The 20,084-nt window shown below is 72.5% G+C and carries 1 protein-coding gene; it reads right to left on the reverse strand.

Annotation, left to right across the window (positions count from 1 at the left end; genetic code table 11):
- Nucleotides 1-10: 10 nt before the first annotated feature.
- Nucleotides 11-20,080 (reverse strand): SDR family NAD(P)-dependent oxidoreductase, encoded by a 20,070-nt coding sequence (locus DP939_RS47645; protein ID WP_404828579.1) that lies wholly within the window; start codon nt 20,078-20,080, stop codon nt 11-13.
- Between the last annotated feature and the right edge of the window lie 4 nt (nt 20,081-20,084).

Genomic DNA, 20,084 nt, shown 5'->3' on the forward strand with positions numbered 1-20,084 from the left:
CTGTCAACGATCAAAGGTTCTCGTCGCCGTGGACACCGAATTCGCCGTCGAGCACCGCGAACAGCTCGTCGTCGGTGGCCGACTCCAGGTCCGTCGTGGTCACAGGCAGTCCGTCCAGGCCCTGGTCCTTGTCCTGCCATTGGCGGACCAGCGCCTCCAGGCGCGCGGTGATGCGGGAGCCGCCCGTGCCGCCCGTGCCGGAGGCCAGCCCCGCCAGGGCCGCTTCCAGCCGGTCGATGTCCTTGAGCACGTCCTGGGCGGGATCGGCGTCCTCGAACAGCTCGGACTTGAGGTACGCGGCCAGGTGGGCCGGGGTCGGGTAGTCGAAGACGAGGGTGGCGGGCAGTCGCAGCGCGACGGCCGCGCCCAGCCGGTTGCGGAGTTCGAGCGCGGTGAGCGAGTCGAATCCGACCTCCTTGAAGGCCCGGTCGGCGGACACCTCGTCGGTGGAGGCGTGCCCCAGTACCGTCGCGACCTGGGCGCGTACCAGGTCGAGCAGGGCGCGCTCGCGTTCGGCGCCGGGGAGTTCGGCGAGGCGGCGGCGGAGGTCCTGGCCGTCGGCCGGGTCATCGCCGGTGGCGCGGCGCCTGGCGGGGGCCAGGCCGCGCAGCATCGGCGAGGTCGCGTGCGCGATGGACGCCGGGTCGAACTTCACCGGGACGAGCGTCGCGGCGTCCAGGCCGAGCGCGGCGTCCAGCAGGGCCAGCCCTTCGCGTTCGGTCAGGGCGAGCACGCTTTCGCGGGCCATGCGGGACAGGTCGCGGCCGGCGAGTTCGCCGGTCATGCCGGTGGCCTGCTCCCACAGGCCCCAGGCCAGCGACACGGCCGCCCGCCCGTCCGCCCGGCGCTGTTCGGCGAGGGCGTCCAGGAAGGCGTTGGCGGCGGCGTAGTTGGCCTGGCCGGGGCCGCCGAGCACGCCCGTGGCCGAGGAGAACAGCACGAACGCCGACGCGTCGGGCAGCAGTTCGTGCAGGTGCCAGGCCGCGTCCACCTTGGGCCGGAACACCGTGGCCATCCGGTCCGGGGTCATGGACTCGATCACGCCGTCGTCCAGCACCCCGGCCGCGTGCACCACCCCCCCGACCGTACGGCCCGCGAGCAGCCCGGCCACCGCGTCGCGGTCGGCGATGTCGCAGGCGGCGATCTCGACGTTCGCGCCCAGCCCCATCAGGTCGTCGCGCAGGTCGGCCGCGCCGGGCGCGTCCAGGCCGCGGCGGCTGACCAGCAGCAGGTTCCGCAGGCCGCGTTCGGCCACCAGGTGGCGGGCGACCAGCGCGCCCAGGCCGCCGGTGCCGCCGGTGATCAGTACCTGGCCGGGCACGGCCGGGGGCTCCCCGGCCGCCGCGCGGACCTTCGCCAGGACGGGCGCGTACACCGCGCCGTCCCGTACGGCGACCTGCGGTTCGTCCCCGGCCAGCAGGACCGGGCCGTCGGCGTCCACCAGCACGAACCGGCCCGGATGCTCGGCCTGTGCCGCCCGGACCAGGCCCCACACCGCGGCCCCGGCCAGGTCGTGGACCCGCTCGCCCGGAGTCGCGGCGACCGCGCCCCGGGTCACGATCACCAGCCGCGACGCCGCGGACGCTTCGTCGGCCAGCCGTTGCTTGATGGCCCCGAGCACGGCGAGCACGGTCTCGCGTACCGCGCCCGGCATGTCACCGTCGTGGCGCGGGCATTCCAGGACCACCTCGTCGCCCGCCGGGGTGCCGGACGTCTTCGCCCATTCCACCCGGTACAGCAGGGACGCGAGGTCGCCGGTCTGCGCGACCTGGGCGGCGCTGAGCTGCCGCGCCGACACCGCGCGCAGGGTGAGCGACCGTACCGAGGCCACCGGCGCGCCGGTCAGGTCGGTCAGCTCGATGGACAGCGCCTCCGGCGCGTCCGGCGTCGTGGTGAGCCGGGCCCGTACGTGCGAGGCCCCGGCCGTGTGCAGCGTCACCCCGTTCCACGCGAACGGGATCAGCGGTCCGTCCTCCTCCCGCTCCCCCGCGTCGATCAGTGGGGCGGCGTGCAGGACCGCGTCCAGCAGCGCCGGGTGCAGCCCGCCGTCCGCGTTCGCGCCCTCGGGCAGCGCGACCTCGGCGACCACCCCGTCCCGCGTACGCCAGGCGGCGCGCAGCCCCCGGAACTCCGGCCCGTGCCCGTACCCGCGCGCGGCCATCTCGTCGTAGAAGCCGGTCAGGTCGATCGGCTCGGCGTCCCGGGGCGGCCAGGCCGCCAGGTCGGCGCCGGTGGCGTCGCCGTCCCCGTAGGGGGCCAGTACGCCGGAGGCGTGCAGGATGTCACCCGGGCCGTGGACGGCCAGTGACCGGCGTCCGGAGTCGTCCGCCCCCTCGACCAGCACCGAGATGGCGACCCCGCCGTCCTCGGGGATGACCAGCGGCTCGTGCAGCACCAGTTCCTCCACCACTCCGCAGCCCACCTCGTCACCGGCCCGGATCGCCAGCTCCACGAACCCGGTCCCCGGCAGGATCAGCCGGCCGAACAGCGCGTGATCGGCCAGCCAGGGCTGCGCCCGTACCGACAGCCGGCCGGTCAGCACCACGCCGCCGGTCCCGGGCAGCCGGACCACCGCGCCCAGCAGCGGATGCCCCGCCTCGGTCAGCCCGGCCGCCGACACGTCGGCCGCCGGTACCGGCTCCAGCCAGAAGCGCTCGTGCTGGAAGGCGTACGTCGGCAGCGGCACCCGCCGGCCGCCGCCGATCGCGGCGGGCCAGTCCGCGGCGGCCCCGGCCGCCCACAGTTCGCCCATCGAGGTCAGGAACCGCTCCGGCCCGCCCTCGTCGCGGCGCAGCGTGCCCACGGCCACCACGTCCACGCCCGCGGCCTCGGCGGTCTCCGAGACGCCGACCGTGAGCACCGGGTGCGGGCTGCACTCGACGAACGCCCGCAGCCCCTGCCCCAGCAGGGTCCGCACGACCGGCGAGAAGCGAACGGTCTGCCGCAGGTTGGTGTACCAGTAGGCGGCGTCCAGTTCGGCGGTGTCGAGCTGGGTTCCGGTGACCGTCGAGTAGAACGGCACCCGCGCCGGGCGGGGCCGGATCGGCGCGAGTTCTTCCAGCAGCCGTTCGCGCAGTACCTCGACGTGCCCGGAGTGCGAGGCGTAGTCCACCGGCACCCGCTTGTACCGGACCCCGCGCCCTTCCAGGGTCGCCGCGAGTTCGTCCAGCTCACGGCCGTCGCCGGAGAGCACCACCGAGCTCGCGCCGTTGACCGCCGCCACCGACAGCCCGGTGTCGGCCACCAGCCGTTCGGCCTCGTCGGCGGGCAGCCCGACCGACATCATGCCGCCGCCCAGCCCGGTCAGCGTCTCGGCGATCAACCGGCTGCGCAGCGCTACCACCCGGGCCCCGTCGCGCAAGCTCAGCGCCCCGGCGACGCAGGCCGCGGCGATCTCGCCCTGCGAGTGCCCGACGACGGCCGCAGGGCGTACGCCGTGCGCCTGCCAGTGCTCGGCCAGCGACACCATCACGGCCCACAGCACGGGCTGGACCACGTCCACCCGTTCCAGCATCGGCGCGCTGCGCAGGACGTCCGGCAGCCGCCAGTCCACCCACTCGGCGAGTGCGTCCGCGCACGCGTCCATGGCCTGGGCGAACGCGGGCGAGGATTCCAGCAGCTCCAGGCACATGCCCACCCACTGCGAACCCTGGCCCGGGAAGACGAACACCACCCCGGCCGAGCCCACCTGCGAGCCGCCCCGCACGCCCTGACCCGCCGCGACCAGCGCCAGCCCGTCCAGTGCCGCGTCCCGGTCACCGGCGACCACGACCGAGCGCCGTTCCAGGGCGGCCCGGGTGGTCAGGGAGTACGCGACGTCGGCGATCTCCAGCCCGGGGTGCGCGCGCAGGTGCGCGGCCAGGCTTCCGGCCTGCTCGCGCAGCCCGGCCTCGCTCCGCGCCGAGACGATCAGCGGCAGCACGCCGCCGGTCGGCTCCGGCCGCTCGGCGGGCTCTTCTTCCGGGGCCTGTTCCAGGATGATGTGCGCGTTGGTGCCGCTGATCCCGAACGAGGACACCCCCGCCCGTCGCGGCCGGTCCAGGTCAGGCCATTCCCGGGCCTCGGTGAGCAGTTCCACGGCCCCGGCCGACCAGTCCACATGCGGGGTCGGCTCATCGACGTGCAGCGTGGCCGGTAGCGTGCCGTGCCGCATCGCCATGACCATCTTGATCACACCGGCGACACCGGCAGCGGCCTGGGTGTGGCCGATGTTGGACTTGATCGAGCCCAGCCGCAGCGGCTCCTGCCGGTTCTGGCCGTAGGTGGCGAGAAGGGCCTGGGCCTCGATGGGGTCGCCCAGGGTGGTGCCGGTGCCGTGCGCCTCGACCGCATCGACGTCGGCGGTCGTCAGGTGGGCGTTCGCCAGCGCCTGGCGGATCACCCGTTCCTGGGACGGGCCGTTCGGCGCGGTCAGGCCGTTGGAGGCGCCGTCCTGGTTGATCGCCGAGCCGCGTACGACGGCCAGCACCTCGTGCCCGTTACGGCGGGCGTCGGACAGGCGCTCGACGACGAGTACGCCGACGCCTTCACCCCAGGCCGCGCCATCGGCCGCCGCCGCGAACGACTTGGAGCGTCCGTCCGGCGCGAGACCCCGCTGGCGGGAGAACTCGACGAAGGAGTCCGGGGTGGCCATCACGGCGACACCGCCGGCCAGGGCCAGCGAGCACTCGCCCTGCCGCAGGGACTGCGCGGCCAGGTGCAGCGCGACCAGGGAGGACGAGCACGCCGTGTCCACCGACACCGCCGGACCCTCCAGCCCGAAGGTGTAGGAGACGCGGCCGGAGACCACGCTGCCGCTGCTGCCGGAGTCGGCGTAGTCGTGGTACATCACTCCGGCGAACACGCCGGTCCGGCTGCCGCGCAGCGCGTGCGGGTCGATCCCGGCCCGCTCCAGGGCCTCCCAGGAGACTTCGAGCAGCAGGCGCTGCTGCGGGTCCATGGACAGGGCCTCGCGCGGGCTGATCCCGAAGAAGCCCGGGTCGAACTCCGCCGCATGGTGCAGGAACCCGCCGTCGCGCACGTAGGACTTCCCGGCCTTGCCGGGCTCCGGGTCGTACACCGCGTCGATGTCCCAGCCCCGGTCGGCGGGGAAGCCGGTGATGGCGTCCACCTGGTCGGCGACCAGCCGCCACAGCCCTTCGGGCGAGTCGGCCGCGCCCGGGTAGCGGCAGGACATGCCCACGATCACGATGGGGTCGTCATCGGCGGGGAGCGCCGCTGCCGGTTCCGGGGTCGCCGCCTCGGCGGTGCCCGCCACCTCGTCCAGCAGGTACTCCGCCAGCACGCGCGGCGACGGGTAGTCGAAGACCAGCGTGGCGGGGAGGCGCAGGCCGGTCACCGTGCCGAGCCGGTTGCGCAGTTCCACGGCGGTCAGCGAGTCGAAGCCCAGGTCCGAGAACGCCCGCTCCGGCTCCACCGCCTCCGGCGAACCGTGTCCGAGTACCGAGGCCACCTGGGCTCGGACCAGGTCGATGGCCGCCCGTTCGCGCTCAGCCCCGGTGAGCGCGGCCAGCCCGTTGGGGGCGGTGCCGGCGGCCCGCTGCCGCTTGGCCTGCACCAGGCCGCGCAGCAGCGCCGGGGCGGACTCCCCGGCGGCGGCCAGGGCCGCGAAGTCCACCTTGACCGGCATCAGGGCCGGGGCGTCCACGCCCAGGGCCGCGTCCAGCAGGCTCAGCCCCTCGTCGGCGGTCAGCGCGAGTACGCCGTCACGGGCCATCCGCGACACATCCGCTTCGGCCAGCGAACCGCCCATGCCCGCGGCCTGCTCCCACAGGCCCCACTCCAGCGACAGCGCGGCCGGCCCGTGGGCCCGCCGGTGCTGGGCCAGGGCGTCCAGGAAGGCGTTGGCGGTCGCGTAGTTGGCCTGGCCCGCAGAGCCGAGTGCCCCGGTCAGGGACGAGAACAGCACGAACGCCGGCACCTCCGGCAACAGCTCGTGCAGGTGCCAGGCCGCGTCCACCTTGGGGCGGAGGACCGTGGCCATCCGGTCCGGGGTCATGGACTCGATCACGCCGTCGTCCAGCACGCCGGCCGCGTGGACGACCGCGCCCAGCTCGCGGCCCGCGAGCAGACCGGCCAGGGCGTCGCGGTCGGCCACGTCGCAGGCGGCGATCTCTACGTCCGCGCCGAGGGCTTCGAGTTCGTCGCGCAGGTCGGCCGCGCCGGGGGCGTCCAGGCCGCGCCTGCCGACCAGCAGCAGTTCGCGCACGTTGTGGGTGGTCGCCAGGTGGCGGGCCACCAGTGCGCCCAGGCCGCCGGTGCCACCGGTGATCAGGACAGGGCCCGCCAGCCTCGGCAGTTCCCCGGTGGGCCGTACGCGGGTCAGGCGGGGTACGTAGACCTCGACGCCCCGGATCACCAGCTCCGGTTCGTCGCCGGCCGGGAGTACCGGGCCGTCGGTGTCCACCAGCGTGAACCGGCCCGGGTGCTCGGCCTGCGCGGACCGCACCAGGCCCCAGACCGCCGCACCGGCCAGGTCCTCCACGGCCTCGCCCGGCCGGACCGCGACCGCGCCGCGCGTCACGACCAGCAGCCGGGAATCGCGGCAGCGGTCGTCGGCCAGCCACTGGCGTACCGTCTCCAGCACCCGGACGGCCGTCGTGTGGACGGACTCCGGCAGCGGGCCACCGTCCCGTTCGCACACCAATGCCACGGTCTGCGGCATGTCACCGGCCTCGGCCAGCGATGCCACATCCGGGTAGACAGGCGCGCCCCAGTGGGTCTCGGTGGCGTCCGTGGCCAGCACCGCGCCGATGTGCCGCTGGGCGGGTGGGCGGGTGTCGAGCCGGGTCCAGTCCACCTGGAACAGCGGCTCGGTCCGCGCGGCGGCCAGGTGCTCCTCGGTGACCGGGCGGATCACGATGGAACCGACCGAGGCGACCAGCGTTCCGGCGTCGTCGGCCAGGGTCAGCGCGAGCGCGTCCGGGCCGGTGGGCGACTGCGTGATATGGACCCGCAGGCTGCGTGCCCCGTCCGCGTGCAGGGTGACGTTCTCCCAGGCGAAGGGCAGCACCGGGCCGGGGGCGATGCGGCCGAGCAGGTCGGTGGCGTGCAGGGCGGCATCGAGCAGGGCCGGGTGCAGGCCGAACCTGGACGGCTCCTCGGCCTCCTCGGGCAGGGCCACCTCGGCGTACAGGTCGTCGCCGCGCCGCCAGGCCGCCCGCAGGCCCTGGAACAGGGGGCCGTAGGACATGGAGTCGGCGGCGAGGCGGGCGTAGAAGCCGTCCAGGGAGAGCGGTTCGGCTCCAGGGGGCGGCCACGCGGTGAGGTCTTCGGCGGTGGCCGTGGTCGGGGTTTCGGTGAGCAGGCCCGTGGCGTGCAGCGTCCAGGGGGTACCGGGGGCGGCGCGCTCGGGGAGCGAATGGAACTCGATGGGGCGGCGGCCCTGCTCGTCGGCCGCGTCGACCGATACGCGCAGCGCGATCCCGCCCTGCTGGGGGATCACCAGGGGGGCGTGCAGGGTCAGCTCTTCGACCGCGCGGCAGTCGGTCTGGTCGGCGGCCTGGAGGGCGAGTTCGACCAGTGCGGTGCCGGGGAGGATGACCTGGCCGAGTACGGTGTGCTCGGCCAGCCAGGGCTGATCTTGTACCGACAGACGGCCGGTGAGGACCACGCCGCCGGTGCCGGGCAGGGTGACCACCGCGCCGAGCAGGGGGTGATCGGCGGGGCTCTGGCCCACGCGGGTCACATCTCCGGCCTCGTGCGCGGACTCCAGCCAGAAGCGTTCGTGCTGGAAGGCGTAGGTCGGGAGATCCACCCGGCGGCCTCGGCCCGCGAGCGCCTGCTTCCAGTCCACGGTCAGGCCCGTGGCCCAGGCCCGGCCAAGGCCGGACCAGAGGGCTTCGATCTCGGGGCGGTCCTTGCGCAGCAGCGGGACGGACAGCCGGTCCTCGTTCATGGCGGAGAGCACGCCATCGGGGCCGATCTCCACGAAGCGGGTCACACCATCGGCCGCCATCGCGGCCACGCCATCGTCGAACCGGACCGTGCGGCGGACATGCTCGACCCAGTACTCCGGCGAGCACACCTCCTGACCCGCCCAGGTACCGGAAACGTTCGAGATCAGGGGGATACGCGGGCTCGCGTAGGTCACCCGGGCGGCGGCCTGAGCGAAAGCCTCCAGCATTGGGTCCATCAGCGCCGAATGGAAGGCATGCGAGACCCGCAGCCACCGGACCCGCCACTCCACCCGGGCCGCGAACTCCTCCAACGCCGGGCGATCTCCGGAGACCACCACGGCCGAAGGCCCGTTCACGGCGGCGATCGACAGATCGAGTCCGTCCATCACCTGGGCGACATCGGCTTCGGTGGCCGCGACGGCCAGCATCGCCCCGCCTTCGGGAAGAGCCTGCATCAGCGTGCCCCGGGCGGCCACCAGGGCCGCCGCGTCGCTCAAGGAAAAGACTCCTGCGATGTGCGCGGCGGCCAGCTCGCCGATGGAGTGCCCCATCACCGCATCGCGAGCGACACCCCAGGATTCGATGAGCCGGTACAACCCCACTTGCAGGGCGAACAGCCCGCACTGCGCATAGGCGGTCTGCTCCAGAGCCGAAGCATCGGTGCCCCACATCACCTCGCGCAGCGGACGGTCCAAAACCTGGTCGGTGACCGCGCAGACCTCGTCGATGACCCCGGCGAACACGGGGAAGGTCTCGTACAGCTCCCGGCCCATCCCCAGCCGCTGGGACCCCTGGCCGGAGAACAGCATCCCGGTCCGGCCCGAGACCGGCCCCTCGCCAAGGTCAAGGCCACCCAGCAGCGCTTCACGGTCATCAGCGACGACCACCGCACGCCGTTCCAGCGCGGCCCGCTCCGTCAGCGAGAACGCCACGTCGGACAGTTCCAGTTCAGGATGCGTACGCAGGTGCTCGGCAAGCCGCTCGGCCTGCTCGCGCAGCCCCGCCTCGGTCCGCGCCGACAGCACCACCGGCAGCACACCGGACGGCTGAACCTCGGCAGGCTCCTCCTCCGGGGCCTGCTCGATGATGACGTGCGCGTTGGTGCCGCTGATCCCGAAGGACGACACGCCCGCCCGGCGCAGCCGGTTCACCTGGGGCCATTCCCGGGCCTCGGTGAGCAGTTCCACCGCGCCCGCCGACCAGTCCACATGCGGGGTCGGCTCATCGACGTGCAGGGTGGCCGGTAGCGTGCCGTGCCGCATCGCCATGACCATCTTGATCACACCGGCGACACCCGCCGCCGCCTGGGTGTGGCCGATGTTGGACTTGATCGACCCCAGGTGCAGCGGCTCCTGCCGGTTCTGGCCGTAGGTGGCGAGCAACGCCTGCGCCTCGATCGGGTCGCCCAGCGTCGTCCCGGTCCCATGCGCCTCGACCACATCGACCTCAGAGGTCTCCAGCCGGGCATTGGCCAGCGCCTGCCGGATCACCCGCTCCTGCGAAGGCCCGTTCGGCGCGGTCAGCCCATTCGAGGCGCCGTCCTGGTTCACCGCCGAGCCGCGTACCACGGCCAGTACCTGGTGACCATTGCGCTGCGCGTCCGACAGCCGCTCGACCACGAGCACGCCGGCGCCCTCGCCCCAGGCCACACCATCGGCCGCCGCCGCGAACGACTTGGACCGTCCGTCCGGCGCGAGCCCCCGCTGACGGGAGAACTCGATGAACGAATCCGGCGTGGCCATCACGGTCACGCCGCCGACGAGTGCCAGCGAGCACTCCCCCTGCCTGAGCGACTGCGCGGCCAGGTGCAGCGCGACCAGCGACGACGAGCACGCCGTATCGACGCTGATCGCCGGACCTTCCAGCCCGAACGTGTAGGACACCCGCCCCGAAACGACGCTGCCGCCGCTGCTGGAGTCGAGGTAGTCGTGGTACATCACCCCGGCGAAGACGCCCGTCCGGCTGCCCCGCAGGGACAGCGGGTCGATGCCGGTCCGTTCCAGCGCCTCCCAGGAGACTTCGAGCAGCAACCGCTGCTGCGGGTCCATCGCCAGCGCCTCGCGCGGGCTGATCCCGAAGAACCCCGGATCGAACTCCGCCGCGTCATGCAGGAACCCGCCGTCGCGCACATACGACTTGCCGGGCTGCTCTGGTACCGGGTCGTACACGCCGTCGATGTCCCAGCCCCGGTCGGCCGGGAAGCCGGAGATGGCGTCCACCTGGCCCGCGACCAGCCGCCACAACTCCTCCGGAGTGCTCACCCCGCCCGGGTACCGGCAGGACATCCCCACGATCACCACGGGATCGTCGTCAACGGCCACCGTCGCGGCGACCACGGGAGCCGCCACCTCGGCGGTGCCCACGACCTCATCAAGCAGGTACTCCGCCAGCACGCGCGGAGACGGATAGTCGAAGACCAGCGTCGCCGGAAGGCGCAGCCCGGTGACCGTGCCGAGCCGGTTGCGGAGTTCAACGGCGGTCAGCGAGTCGAAGCCCAGGTCCGAGAAGGCTCGCTCCGGTTCCACGGCCTCCGCCGACCCGTGCCCCAGTACCGACGCCACCTGCGCCCGAACCAGGTCGATGACCACGCGCTCACGCTCGACCTCGGTCAGCCCGGCCAGCCGACCGGCCAGCCCGTCCGGCGTGATCTCGGCGGCCCGCTGCCGCTTGACCTGTACCAAGCCGCGCAGTGCGTTGGGTACGGCTTCGCCCTGGGCGCGCAGCGCGGCCAGGTCCAGCTTCACCGGTACCAAGGCCGCGGCCTCGATGCCCAGCGCCGCGTCCAGCAGGCCCAAGCCTTCGTCGGCGGTCAGCGCGCGCACGCCTTCGCGGGTCATCCGCGACCGGTCCACGTCGGTCAGCGAGCCGCCCATGCCCTCGGCCTGCTCCCACAGACCCCAGGCCAGCGACAGAGCGCCCGGCCGCCGCGAAGCCAGCGCGTCCAAGAAGGCATTGGCCGCCGCGTAGTTCGCCTGCCCGGCCGCGCCCAGCACCCCCGACAGCGACGAGAACACCACGAACGCCGACACATCCGGCAACAGCTCGTGCAAATGCCAGGCCGCGTCCACCTTCGGCCGAAGAACCGTGCTCAGCCGCTCCGGCGTCAGAGCCTCCACCACACCGTCATCCAGCACCCCGGCCGCATGGATAGCGGCTCCGATGGCACGCCCGGCAAGCAGGTCGGCCAGGGCGTCCCGATCGGCCACATCACAGGCGGCGATCTCGACCGATGCGCCCAGCCCGGCAAGTTCGTCACGCAGTTCGGCAGCGCCGGGGGCATCCAGGCCACGCCGCCCGACCAGCAGCAGCTCGCGTACGTTGTGCGTGGTCACCAGGTGGCGGGCCACCAGCGCGCCCAGCCCGCCGGTACCGCCGGTGATCAGTACCTGGCCGAGCATGGCCGGGGTCTCCCCAGCCGCCGCGCGCACCCGCGCCAGCCGGGGCAGGAACACCCGCCCGTCCCGCACCGCGTACTCCGACTCGCCATCCACCAGCGCAGGAACCGGCCCATCGGTGTCCACCAGGACGAATCGCCCTGGATGTTCGGCCTGCGCCGACCGCACCAGACCCCAGACCGCCGCACCGGCCAGGTCCGCCACGGTCTCCTGCGATGAAACCGCCACCGCACCACGCGTCACGATCACCAGCCGCGAGTCGGCGGACCGGTCATCGGCGAGCCAGTCCTGAACCACGGCCAACGCCCACGCCGCAGCCTCGTGCACCGCCTCTACTGAATCGGCCCCGTGAACCAGTGTGACGGCGTGCGGTATTTCGGCCGCCTCATCGAACGCAGCGGCCCCGGCCTCGGCCCACTCCAGCCGATACAACGACTCCCGGAACCCACCCTGCGCCACCAACGCAGCCGCCAACCGCTCAGCCGACACCGGCCGCGCCACCAACGACCCCACCGACGCCACCCGCACCCCGGACTCATCCGCCAACTCAACGGACACCCCATCCGGCCCAGAAGGCGCAATCCGCACCCGCACCACCGAAACACCCGCCGCGAACAGCGACACCCCACCCCACGCGAACGGAATCGACGGCCCCGCCGCCACATCCCCCACCAGCGCCGCATGCAACACCGCATCCAGCAACGCCGGATGCACACCGAAACCACGACCATCGGCCGCATCCGGCAACCCGACCTCGGCGAACACCTCCCCACCACGCCGCCACACCGCACGCAACCCCTGGAACGCAGGCCCATAGCCATAACCGGCCTCGGCCAGCCGGGGATACAGGCCCTCGATCGAGACCGGAGTGGCGCCAGGCGGCGGCCAGGCGGTGAGGTCCGCGTGGGGGTCGGTCGTGCTGGGAGAGTCGGTCAGAGTACCCGTGGCATGGAGGACCCACGACGCATCCGCCTCGGGGTCGCCCGCGCACGAGTGCACCGCGACGCTGCGCCGGCCGCCGTCAAGAGAGCCGATCGTGACGCGCATCGCCAGCGTGCCTTCGTCCGGCAGCAGCAGCGGCGCGTGCAGGGTCAGTTCCTCGATCCGCTCACACCCGACGCGTTCCGCGCCTTGCAGGACCAGTTCCACGAAGGCCGTGCCGGGCAGGATGACCTGCCCGAGTACGGCGTGGTCGGCCAGCCACGGCTGGTCGCTGATGGACAGCCGCCCGGTCAGTACCACGCCATCGGACTCCGGCAACGCCACCAACGCACCGAGCAACGGGTGCGCCGCCGCCACCTGCCCCAGCGAGGCGGGATCGCCGGTACCGCCGCCGCTGGTCAGCCAGAAGCGCTCGTGCTGGAACGCGTACGTCGGCAGATCCACCCGCCGACCCCGGCCAGCCAGTGCGGCCTTCCAGTCCACCGCCACACCAGCGGCCCAGGCCCGCCCAAGCCCCGACCACAAGGCTTCGACCTCAGGCCGATCCTTACGCAGCAGCGGCACGAACAACCGCTCATCACTCATCGCGGAGAGCACCCCATCAGGGCCCATCTCCACAAACCGGGTCACACCATCGGCCGCCATCGCGGTCACGCCGTCGTTGAAGCGGACCGTCCGGCGCACATGCTCGACCCAGTACTCCGGCGAACACACCTCCTGGCCCGCCCAGGTCCCCGACACGTTCGACACCAGCCGAATACGCGGGCTCGCGTACGTCACTCGGGAAGCCGCTTCCGCGAAGGCGTCGAGCATCGGGTCCATCAGCCCCGAGTGGAAGGCGTGTGAGACCCGCAGCCACCGGCACCTCCACCCACGTTCGGCAAGCGCCTCCAACGCCTGGCGTTCCCCAGAGACCACCACCGCCGAAGGCCCGTTCACGGCGGCGATCGACAGGCCCAGCTCCGTGGCCGCCTCGCTGACCTCCCGCTCGGTAGCCGCGACGGCGAGCATCGCCCCGCCCTCAGGAAGGGCCTGCATCAACCGCCCACGAGCCGCGACCAGCGCCGCAGCGTCCTGAAGCGAGAACACCCCCGCCACATGCGCGGCGGCCAGCTCACCAATGGAGTGCCCCATCACCGCATCCGGCACCACACCCCACGACTCGACCAGCCGATACAACCCGACCTGAAGAGCGAACAGCCCACACTGCGCATACGCCGTCTGCTCCAAAGCAGCAGCGTCCGACCCCCACATCACCTCACGAAGCGGACGGTCCAACACCTGACCGGTGACCGCGCAGACCTCATCGACGACCCCGGCGAACACCGGGAAAGCCTCATAAAGCTCCCGGCCCATCCCCAGCCGCTGCGAACCCTGCCCCGAGAACACCATCCCGGTCCGCCCCGCCAATACAGCCGAGCCGGCATCCAGCCCGTCCAGTTCGGCCAGCAGCCCATCCCGGTCCCCGGCCACGAGCACCGCACGCCGCTCCAGCCCCGCCCGCGTGGTCAGCGAGACCGCCACATCGGCGATCTCCAGCTCAGGATGCGTACGCAGGTGCTCGGCCAGCCGTCCGGCCTGCCCATGCAGCCCGGCCTCGGTCCGCGCCGACACCACCACCGGCACCAGACCGGACGGCTGAACCTCGGCAGGCTCCTCTTCCGGAGCCTGCTCGATGATCACATGCGCGTTCGTCCCGCTGATCCCGAACGAGGACACCCCCGCCCGGCGCGGCCGGTCCACGTCAGGCCACTCCCGGGCCTCGGTGAGCAGCTCAACCGCCCCCGCCGACCAGTCCACGTGGGGAGTCGGTTCATCCACATGCAACGTGGCCGGAAGCACGCCGTGCCGCATCGCCATGACCATCTTGATCACACCGGCCACACCCGCCGCCGCCTGGCTGTGACCGATGTTCGACTTGATCGACCCCAGCCACAACGGTTCAGCGGACCGCCCCTGCCCATACGTGGCCAGCAACGCCTGCGCCTCGATCGGGTCCCCCAGCGTCGTCCCGGTCCCGTGCGCTTCGACCGCATCGACGTCGTGGGCCGACAGACCGGCGTTGGCCAGCACCTGCCGTACCAGGCGTTCCTGCGAAGGGCCGTTCGGCGCGGTCAGCCCGTTCGAGGCACCGTCCTGGTTGATCGCCGACCCGCGCAGCACGGCCAAGACCCGGTGCCCGTTACGCCGGGCGTCCGACAGCCGCTCCAGCACCAGCACCCCGACGCCTTCTGACCAGCTCGTCCCGTCCGCCGCACCGGCGAAGGACTTGCTGCGCCCGTCAGGAGCCAGGCCCCGCTGCAACGAGAACTCCACGAAGGAGCCCGGCGTGGCCATCACCGTCACCCCGCCCGCCAGCGCCAGCGAACACTCGCCCTGCCGCAGCGCCTGCGCCGCCCAGTGCAGCGCGACCAGCGACGACGAACATGCCGTGTCCACCGACACCGCCGGACCTTCCAGCCCGAACGTGTACGACACCCGCCCGGACACCACGCTGCCGCCGGCGCCCGAGTCGGCGTAGTCGTGGTACATCACCCCGGCGAACACGCCGGTCCGGCTCCCGCGCAGCCCGTGCGGGTCGATCCCGGCCCGCTCCAGCGCCTCCCACGACACCTCAAGCAGCAACCGCTGCTGCGGGTCCATCGCCAGCGCCTCACGCGGGCTGATCCCGAAGAACCCCGGATCGAACTCCGCCGCATCATGCAGGAAGCCGCCATCACGCACATACGAACGCCCGGCCAGGCCCGGCTCCGGATCGAACATCGCGTCGATGTCCCACCCGCGATTCGTCGGGAACCCCGAGATCGCGTCCACCTGATCCGCGACCAACCGCCACAGCCCCTCAGGTGAGTCCACCCCGCCCGGATACCGGCAGGACATCCCGACGATCACCACGGGATCGTCGTCAACGGCCACCGCCGCCTGCACCGGAGCAGGCGCAGGCGCGCTCCCCATTAGCTCACCCAGCAGGTACTCCGCCAGCACACGCGGAGACGGATGGTCGAAGACCAGCGTCGCCGGAAGCCGCAGGCCCGTCACCGAGCCCAGCCCGTTCCGCAGCTCCACCGCCGTCAGCGAGTCGAAGCCCAGATCCGTGAACGCCCGCTCCGGCTCCACCGCCTCCACCGACCCGTGCCCCAGTACCGACGCCACTTGAGCGCGGACCAGTTCCAGAACGGTCTGCGGCGTCCAGGACGATCCCCGCGACGGGGCGCTGCTGCGGGTCCGCATGCCCGCCAAGCCCTTGAGCACGCTGGGAATGGACGTACCGCGCGCACGCAGGGCGTTCAGGTCGAGGCGCACGGGGGCCAGTACCGCCGCATCGACACCGAGTGCGGTGTCCAGCAGGGCCAGCCCTTCCTCCGCGGTCAGGGCGAGTACGCCTTCGCGGCTCATTCGCGACCGGTCCACCTCGGCCAGCGCACCGCCCATGCCCTCGGCCTGTTCCCACAGGCCCCACGCCAGCGACAGACCGCCCGGCCGCCGCGAAGCCAGCGCGTCCAGGAACGCGTTGCCCGCCGCGTAGTTCGCCTGCCCGGCGCTGCCCATCAGGCCGGCCCCGGAGGAGAACAGTACGAACGCCGACACGTCCGGCAACAGCTCGTGCAGATGCCAGGCCGCGTCCACCTTGGGCCGGAGTACCGCCGCCATCCGCTCGGGCGTCAGCGCCTCCACCACGCCGTCATCCAGCACACCGGCCGCGTGGACCACAGCCCCGACGGCACGGCCCGCCAAAAGCCCCGCCACCGCGTCCCGATCGGCCACATCACAGGCCGCGATCTCGACCGAAGCGCCCAGCCCGGCCAGCTCATCACGCAGCTCGGCAGCGCCGGGAGCGTCCAGCCCACGCCGCCCGACCAGCAGCAACTCCCGCACTCCATGCACGGAAACCAGGTGCCGGGCCACCAGCGCGCCCAGCCCGCCGGTACCACCGGTCACCAGCACCGGCCCCGACAACTGCGGCAATTCCCCGGCCACCGCCCGGACCCGGCCCAGCCGGGGCAGGAACACCCGCCCGTCCCGCACCGCGTACTCCGGCTCGCCATCCACCAGTGCAGGAACCGGCCCATCGGTGTCCACCAGAACGAATCGTCCTGGATGTTCGGCCTGTGCCGACCGCACCAGACCCCAGACCGCCGCACCGGCCAGGTCATCCACGGTCTCATCAGGCCGAACCGCCACCGCACCACGCGTCACGATCACCAGCCGCGAGTCGGCGAACCGATCGTCGGCCAGCCACTGCTGCACCGCCTCCAGCACCCGGACGGCCGTAGCGTGGACCGACTCCGGGACCGCGCCGCCGTCCGGTTCGCACACCAGCGCCACGGCGTCCGGAACGTCGGCGAGCGCACCCGCAGCGGCCCCGGCCTCGGCCCACTCCAGCCGATACAACGACTCCCGGAACCCACCCTGCGCCACCAACGCAGCCGCCAACCGCTCAGCCGACACCGGCCGCGCCACCAACGACCCCACCGACGCCACCCGCACCCCGGACTCATCCGCCAACTCAACGGACACCCCATCCGGCCCAGAAGGCGCAATCCGCACCCGCACCACCGAAACACCCGCCGCGAACAGCGACACCCCACCCCACGCGAACGGAATCGACGGCCCGGCCTCTGTATCGCCGACCAGCGCCGCATGCAACACCGCATCCAGCAACGCCGGATGCACACCGAAACCACGACCACCCGCCGCATCCGGCAACCCGACCTCGGCGAACACCTCCCCACCACGCCGCCACACCGCACGCAACCCTTGGAACGCAGGCCCATAGCCATAACCGGCCTCGGCCAGGTCCTCATAGGCACCCGTGATGTCCACGGCCTCGGCCCCCTCCGGAGGCCAGGCCGTCGCCTCCCAACCGGCGGAGGCATCGCCGGGTGTCAGCGTCCCCGAGGCGTGCAGCGTCGTGGCGGACGAGGGGCCACTGTAGATCGCGACCGCACGGCGTCCGGCCTCGTCCGCGCCCTCGACGACCACCTGAATCGCGATCCCGCCCTCGTCCGGCACCGGCAGCGGCGCGTGCAGGGTCAGTTCCTCGATCGCCCGGCAGTCCACCTCGTCGGCGGCCTGCAACGCCAGCTCCACGAAGGCCGTGCCGGGCAGAATGACCTGCCCGAGTACGGCATGGTCGGCCAGCCACGGCTGGTCGCCGATGGACAGCCGCCCGGTCAACACCACCCCACCGGTACCGGGCAGCGTGACCACCGCACCCAGCAGAGGATGATCGGCAGGCCGCTGCCCGACCCGGGTCACGTCCCCGGCCTCATTCGCCGGCTCCAGCCAGTACCGCTCGCGCTGGAACGCGTACGTCGGCAGGTCCACCCGCCGACCCCGGCCAGCCAGTGCGGCCTTCCAGTCCACCACCACACCAGCGGCCCAAGCCCGCCCCAGCCCCGACCACAAGGCTTCGACCTCAGGCCGATCCTTACGCAGCAGCGGCACGAACAACCGCTCATCACTCATCGCGGAGAGCACCCCATCAGGGCCGATCTCCACAAACCGGGTCACACCATCAGCGGCCATCGCCACCACGCCGTCATCAAAACGCACTGTCCGGCGCACATGCTCGACCCAGTACTCCGGCGAACACACCTCCTGGCCCGCCCAGGTCCCCGAGACGTTCGACACCAACGGCAGACGCGGCTGCTCGAACCGGACCCGCGATGCGGCCTCGGCGAAGGCGTCCAGCATCGGGTCCATCAGCCCCGAGTGGAAGGCATGCGACACCCTCAGCCACCGGCACCGCCACTCCACCCCGGCCGCGAACCCCTCCAAGGCCTCCCGAGCCCCGGACACCACGACCGCAGCAGGCCCGTTCACCGCCGCGATCGACAGATCGAGCCCTTCGATCGCCTGAGCGACATCGGCTTCGGTGGCCGCGACCGCGAGCATCGCCCCACCCTCAGGAAGGGCCTGCATCAACCGCCCACGAGCCGCGACCAGCGCCGCCGCATCGCCCAGCGAGAAGACTCCTGCAACGTGCGCGGCGGCCAGCTCACCAATGGAGTGCCCCATCACCGCATCCGGCACCACACCCCACGACTCGACCAGCCGATACAGCCCGACCTGAAGAGCGAACAGCCCACACTGCGCATACGCCGTCTGCTCCAAAGCAGCAGCGTCCGACCCCCACATCACCTCACGAAGCGGACGGTCCAACACCTGATCGGTGACCGCGCAGACCTCATCGACGACCCCGGCGAACACCGGGAAAGCCTCATAAAGCTCCCGGCCCATCCCCAGCCGCTGCGAACCCTGCCCCGAGAACACCATCCCGGTCCGCCCAGCGACCAGCGCCGCCCCTGGGACCAGCCCGTCCAGCCCATCGAGCAACGTCTCACGGTCCCCGGCGACCACCACCGCACGCCGTTCCAACGCCGCCCGTGCCGTCAGCGAAACCGCCACATCGCCCAGTTCCAGCTCAGGACGAGCCCGCACATGTTCGGCCAGCCGCCCGGCCTGCTCAAGCAACCCGGCTTCACTCCGCGCCGACACCACCACCGGCAGCACACCCGACGGCTGAACCTCGGCAGGCTCCTCCGACTCCGGGGCCTCCTCGATGATCACATGCGCGTTCGTCCCGCTGATCCCGAACGACGACACCGCCGCCCGCCGAGGCCGCTCCCCCTCCGGCCACTCCCGAGCCTCGGTGAGCAGCTCCACAGCCCCCGCCGACCAGTCCACATGCGGCGTCGGCTCATCGACGTGCAACGTACGCGGCAACACCCCGTGCCGCATCGCCATCACCATCTTGATCACACCCGCGACACCCGCCGCCGCCTGGCTGTGACCGATGTTCGACTTGATCGACCCCAGCCACAACGGCTCAGCGGACCGCCCCTGCCCGTACGTGGCCAGCAACGCCTGCGCCTCGATCGGGTCCCCCAGCGTCGTCCCGGTCCCGTGCGCCTCGACCACGTCCACATCAGCCGTGGACAACCGCGCGTTGGCCAGCGCCTGCCGGATCACCCGCTCCTGCGAAGGCCCGTTCGGCGCGGTCAGCCCGCTGGAGGCCCCGTCCTGGTTGACCGCGGACCCCCGCACCACCGCCAAGACCCGGTGCCCGTTGCGTTGAGCGTCCGACAGCCGCTCCAGCACCAGCACGCCCACGCCTTCGGACCAGCTCGCCCCGTCCGCAGCGGCCGCGAAGGACTTGGACCGTCCGTCCGGCGCCAGCCCGCGCTGCCTGCTGAAGTCGACGAACATCGACGGGGTGGCCATCACCGTCACCCCGCCGACCAGCGCCAGCGAGCACTCCTCCTGCCGCAGCGACCGCGCCGCCAAATGCAGCGCGACCAGCGACGACGAACACGCCGTGTCCACCGTCACCGCAGGCCCTTCGAGCCCGAAGAGGTAGGAGACCCGCCCGGACACGACGCTCGGCGCGCTGCCGTTGCCGACGTACCCGGCGATGTCCTCGGGGACCTTCCCGGGCCGGCTGCCGTAGTCGTCGTACATGACCCCGGCGAACACACCGGTCTGGCTGCCCCTCAGATCATGCGGATCGAGCCCGGCCCGTTCCAGCGCCTCCCACGACACCTCGAGCAACAACCGCTGCTGCGGGTCCATGGCCACCGCTTCACGCGGGCTGATCCCGAAGAACGCGGGATCGAACTCCGCCGCGTCGTACAGGAACCCGCCATCACGCACATACGAACGGCCCGGCACCCCCGGCTCCGGGTCGTACACCGCGTCGATGTCCCACCCGCGATCCACCGGGAAGCCCGAGATCGCGTCCACCTGATCGGCGACCAGCCGCCACAGCCCCTCGGGCGAGTCCACCCCGCCCGGATACCGGCACGACATGCCGACAATGGCGATGGGCTCGTGTTCCCTCAATTCG

The organism is Spongiactinospora rosea (genome assembly GCF_003315795.1).
Lineage (GTDB): Bacteria > Actinomycetota > Actinomycetes > Streptosporangiales > Streptosporangiaceae > Spongiactinospora > Spongiactinospora rosea.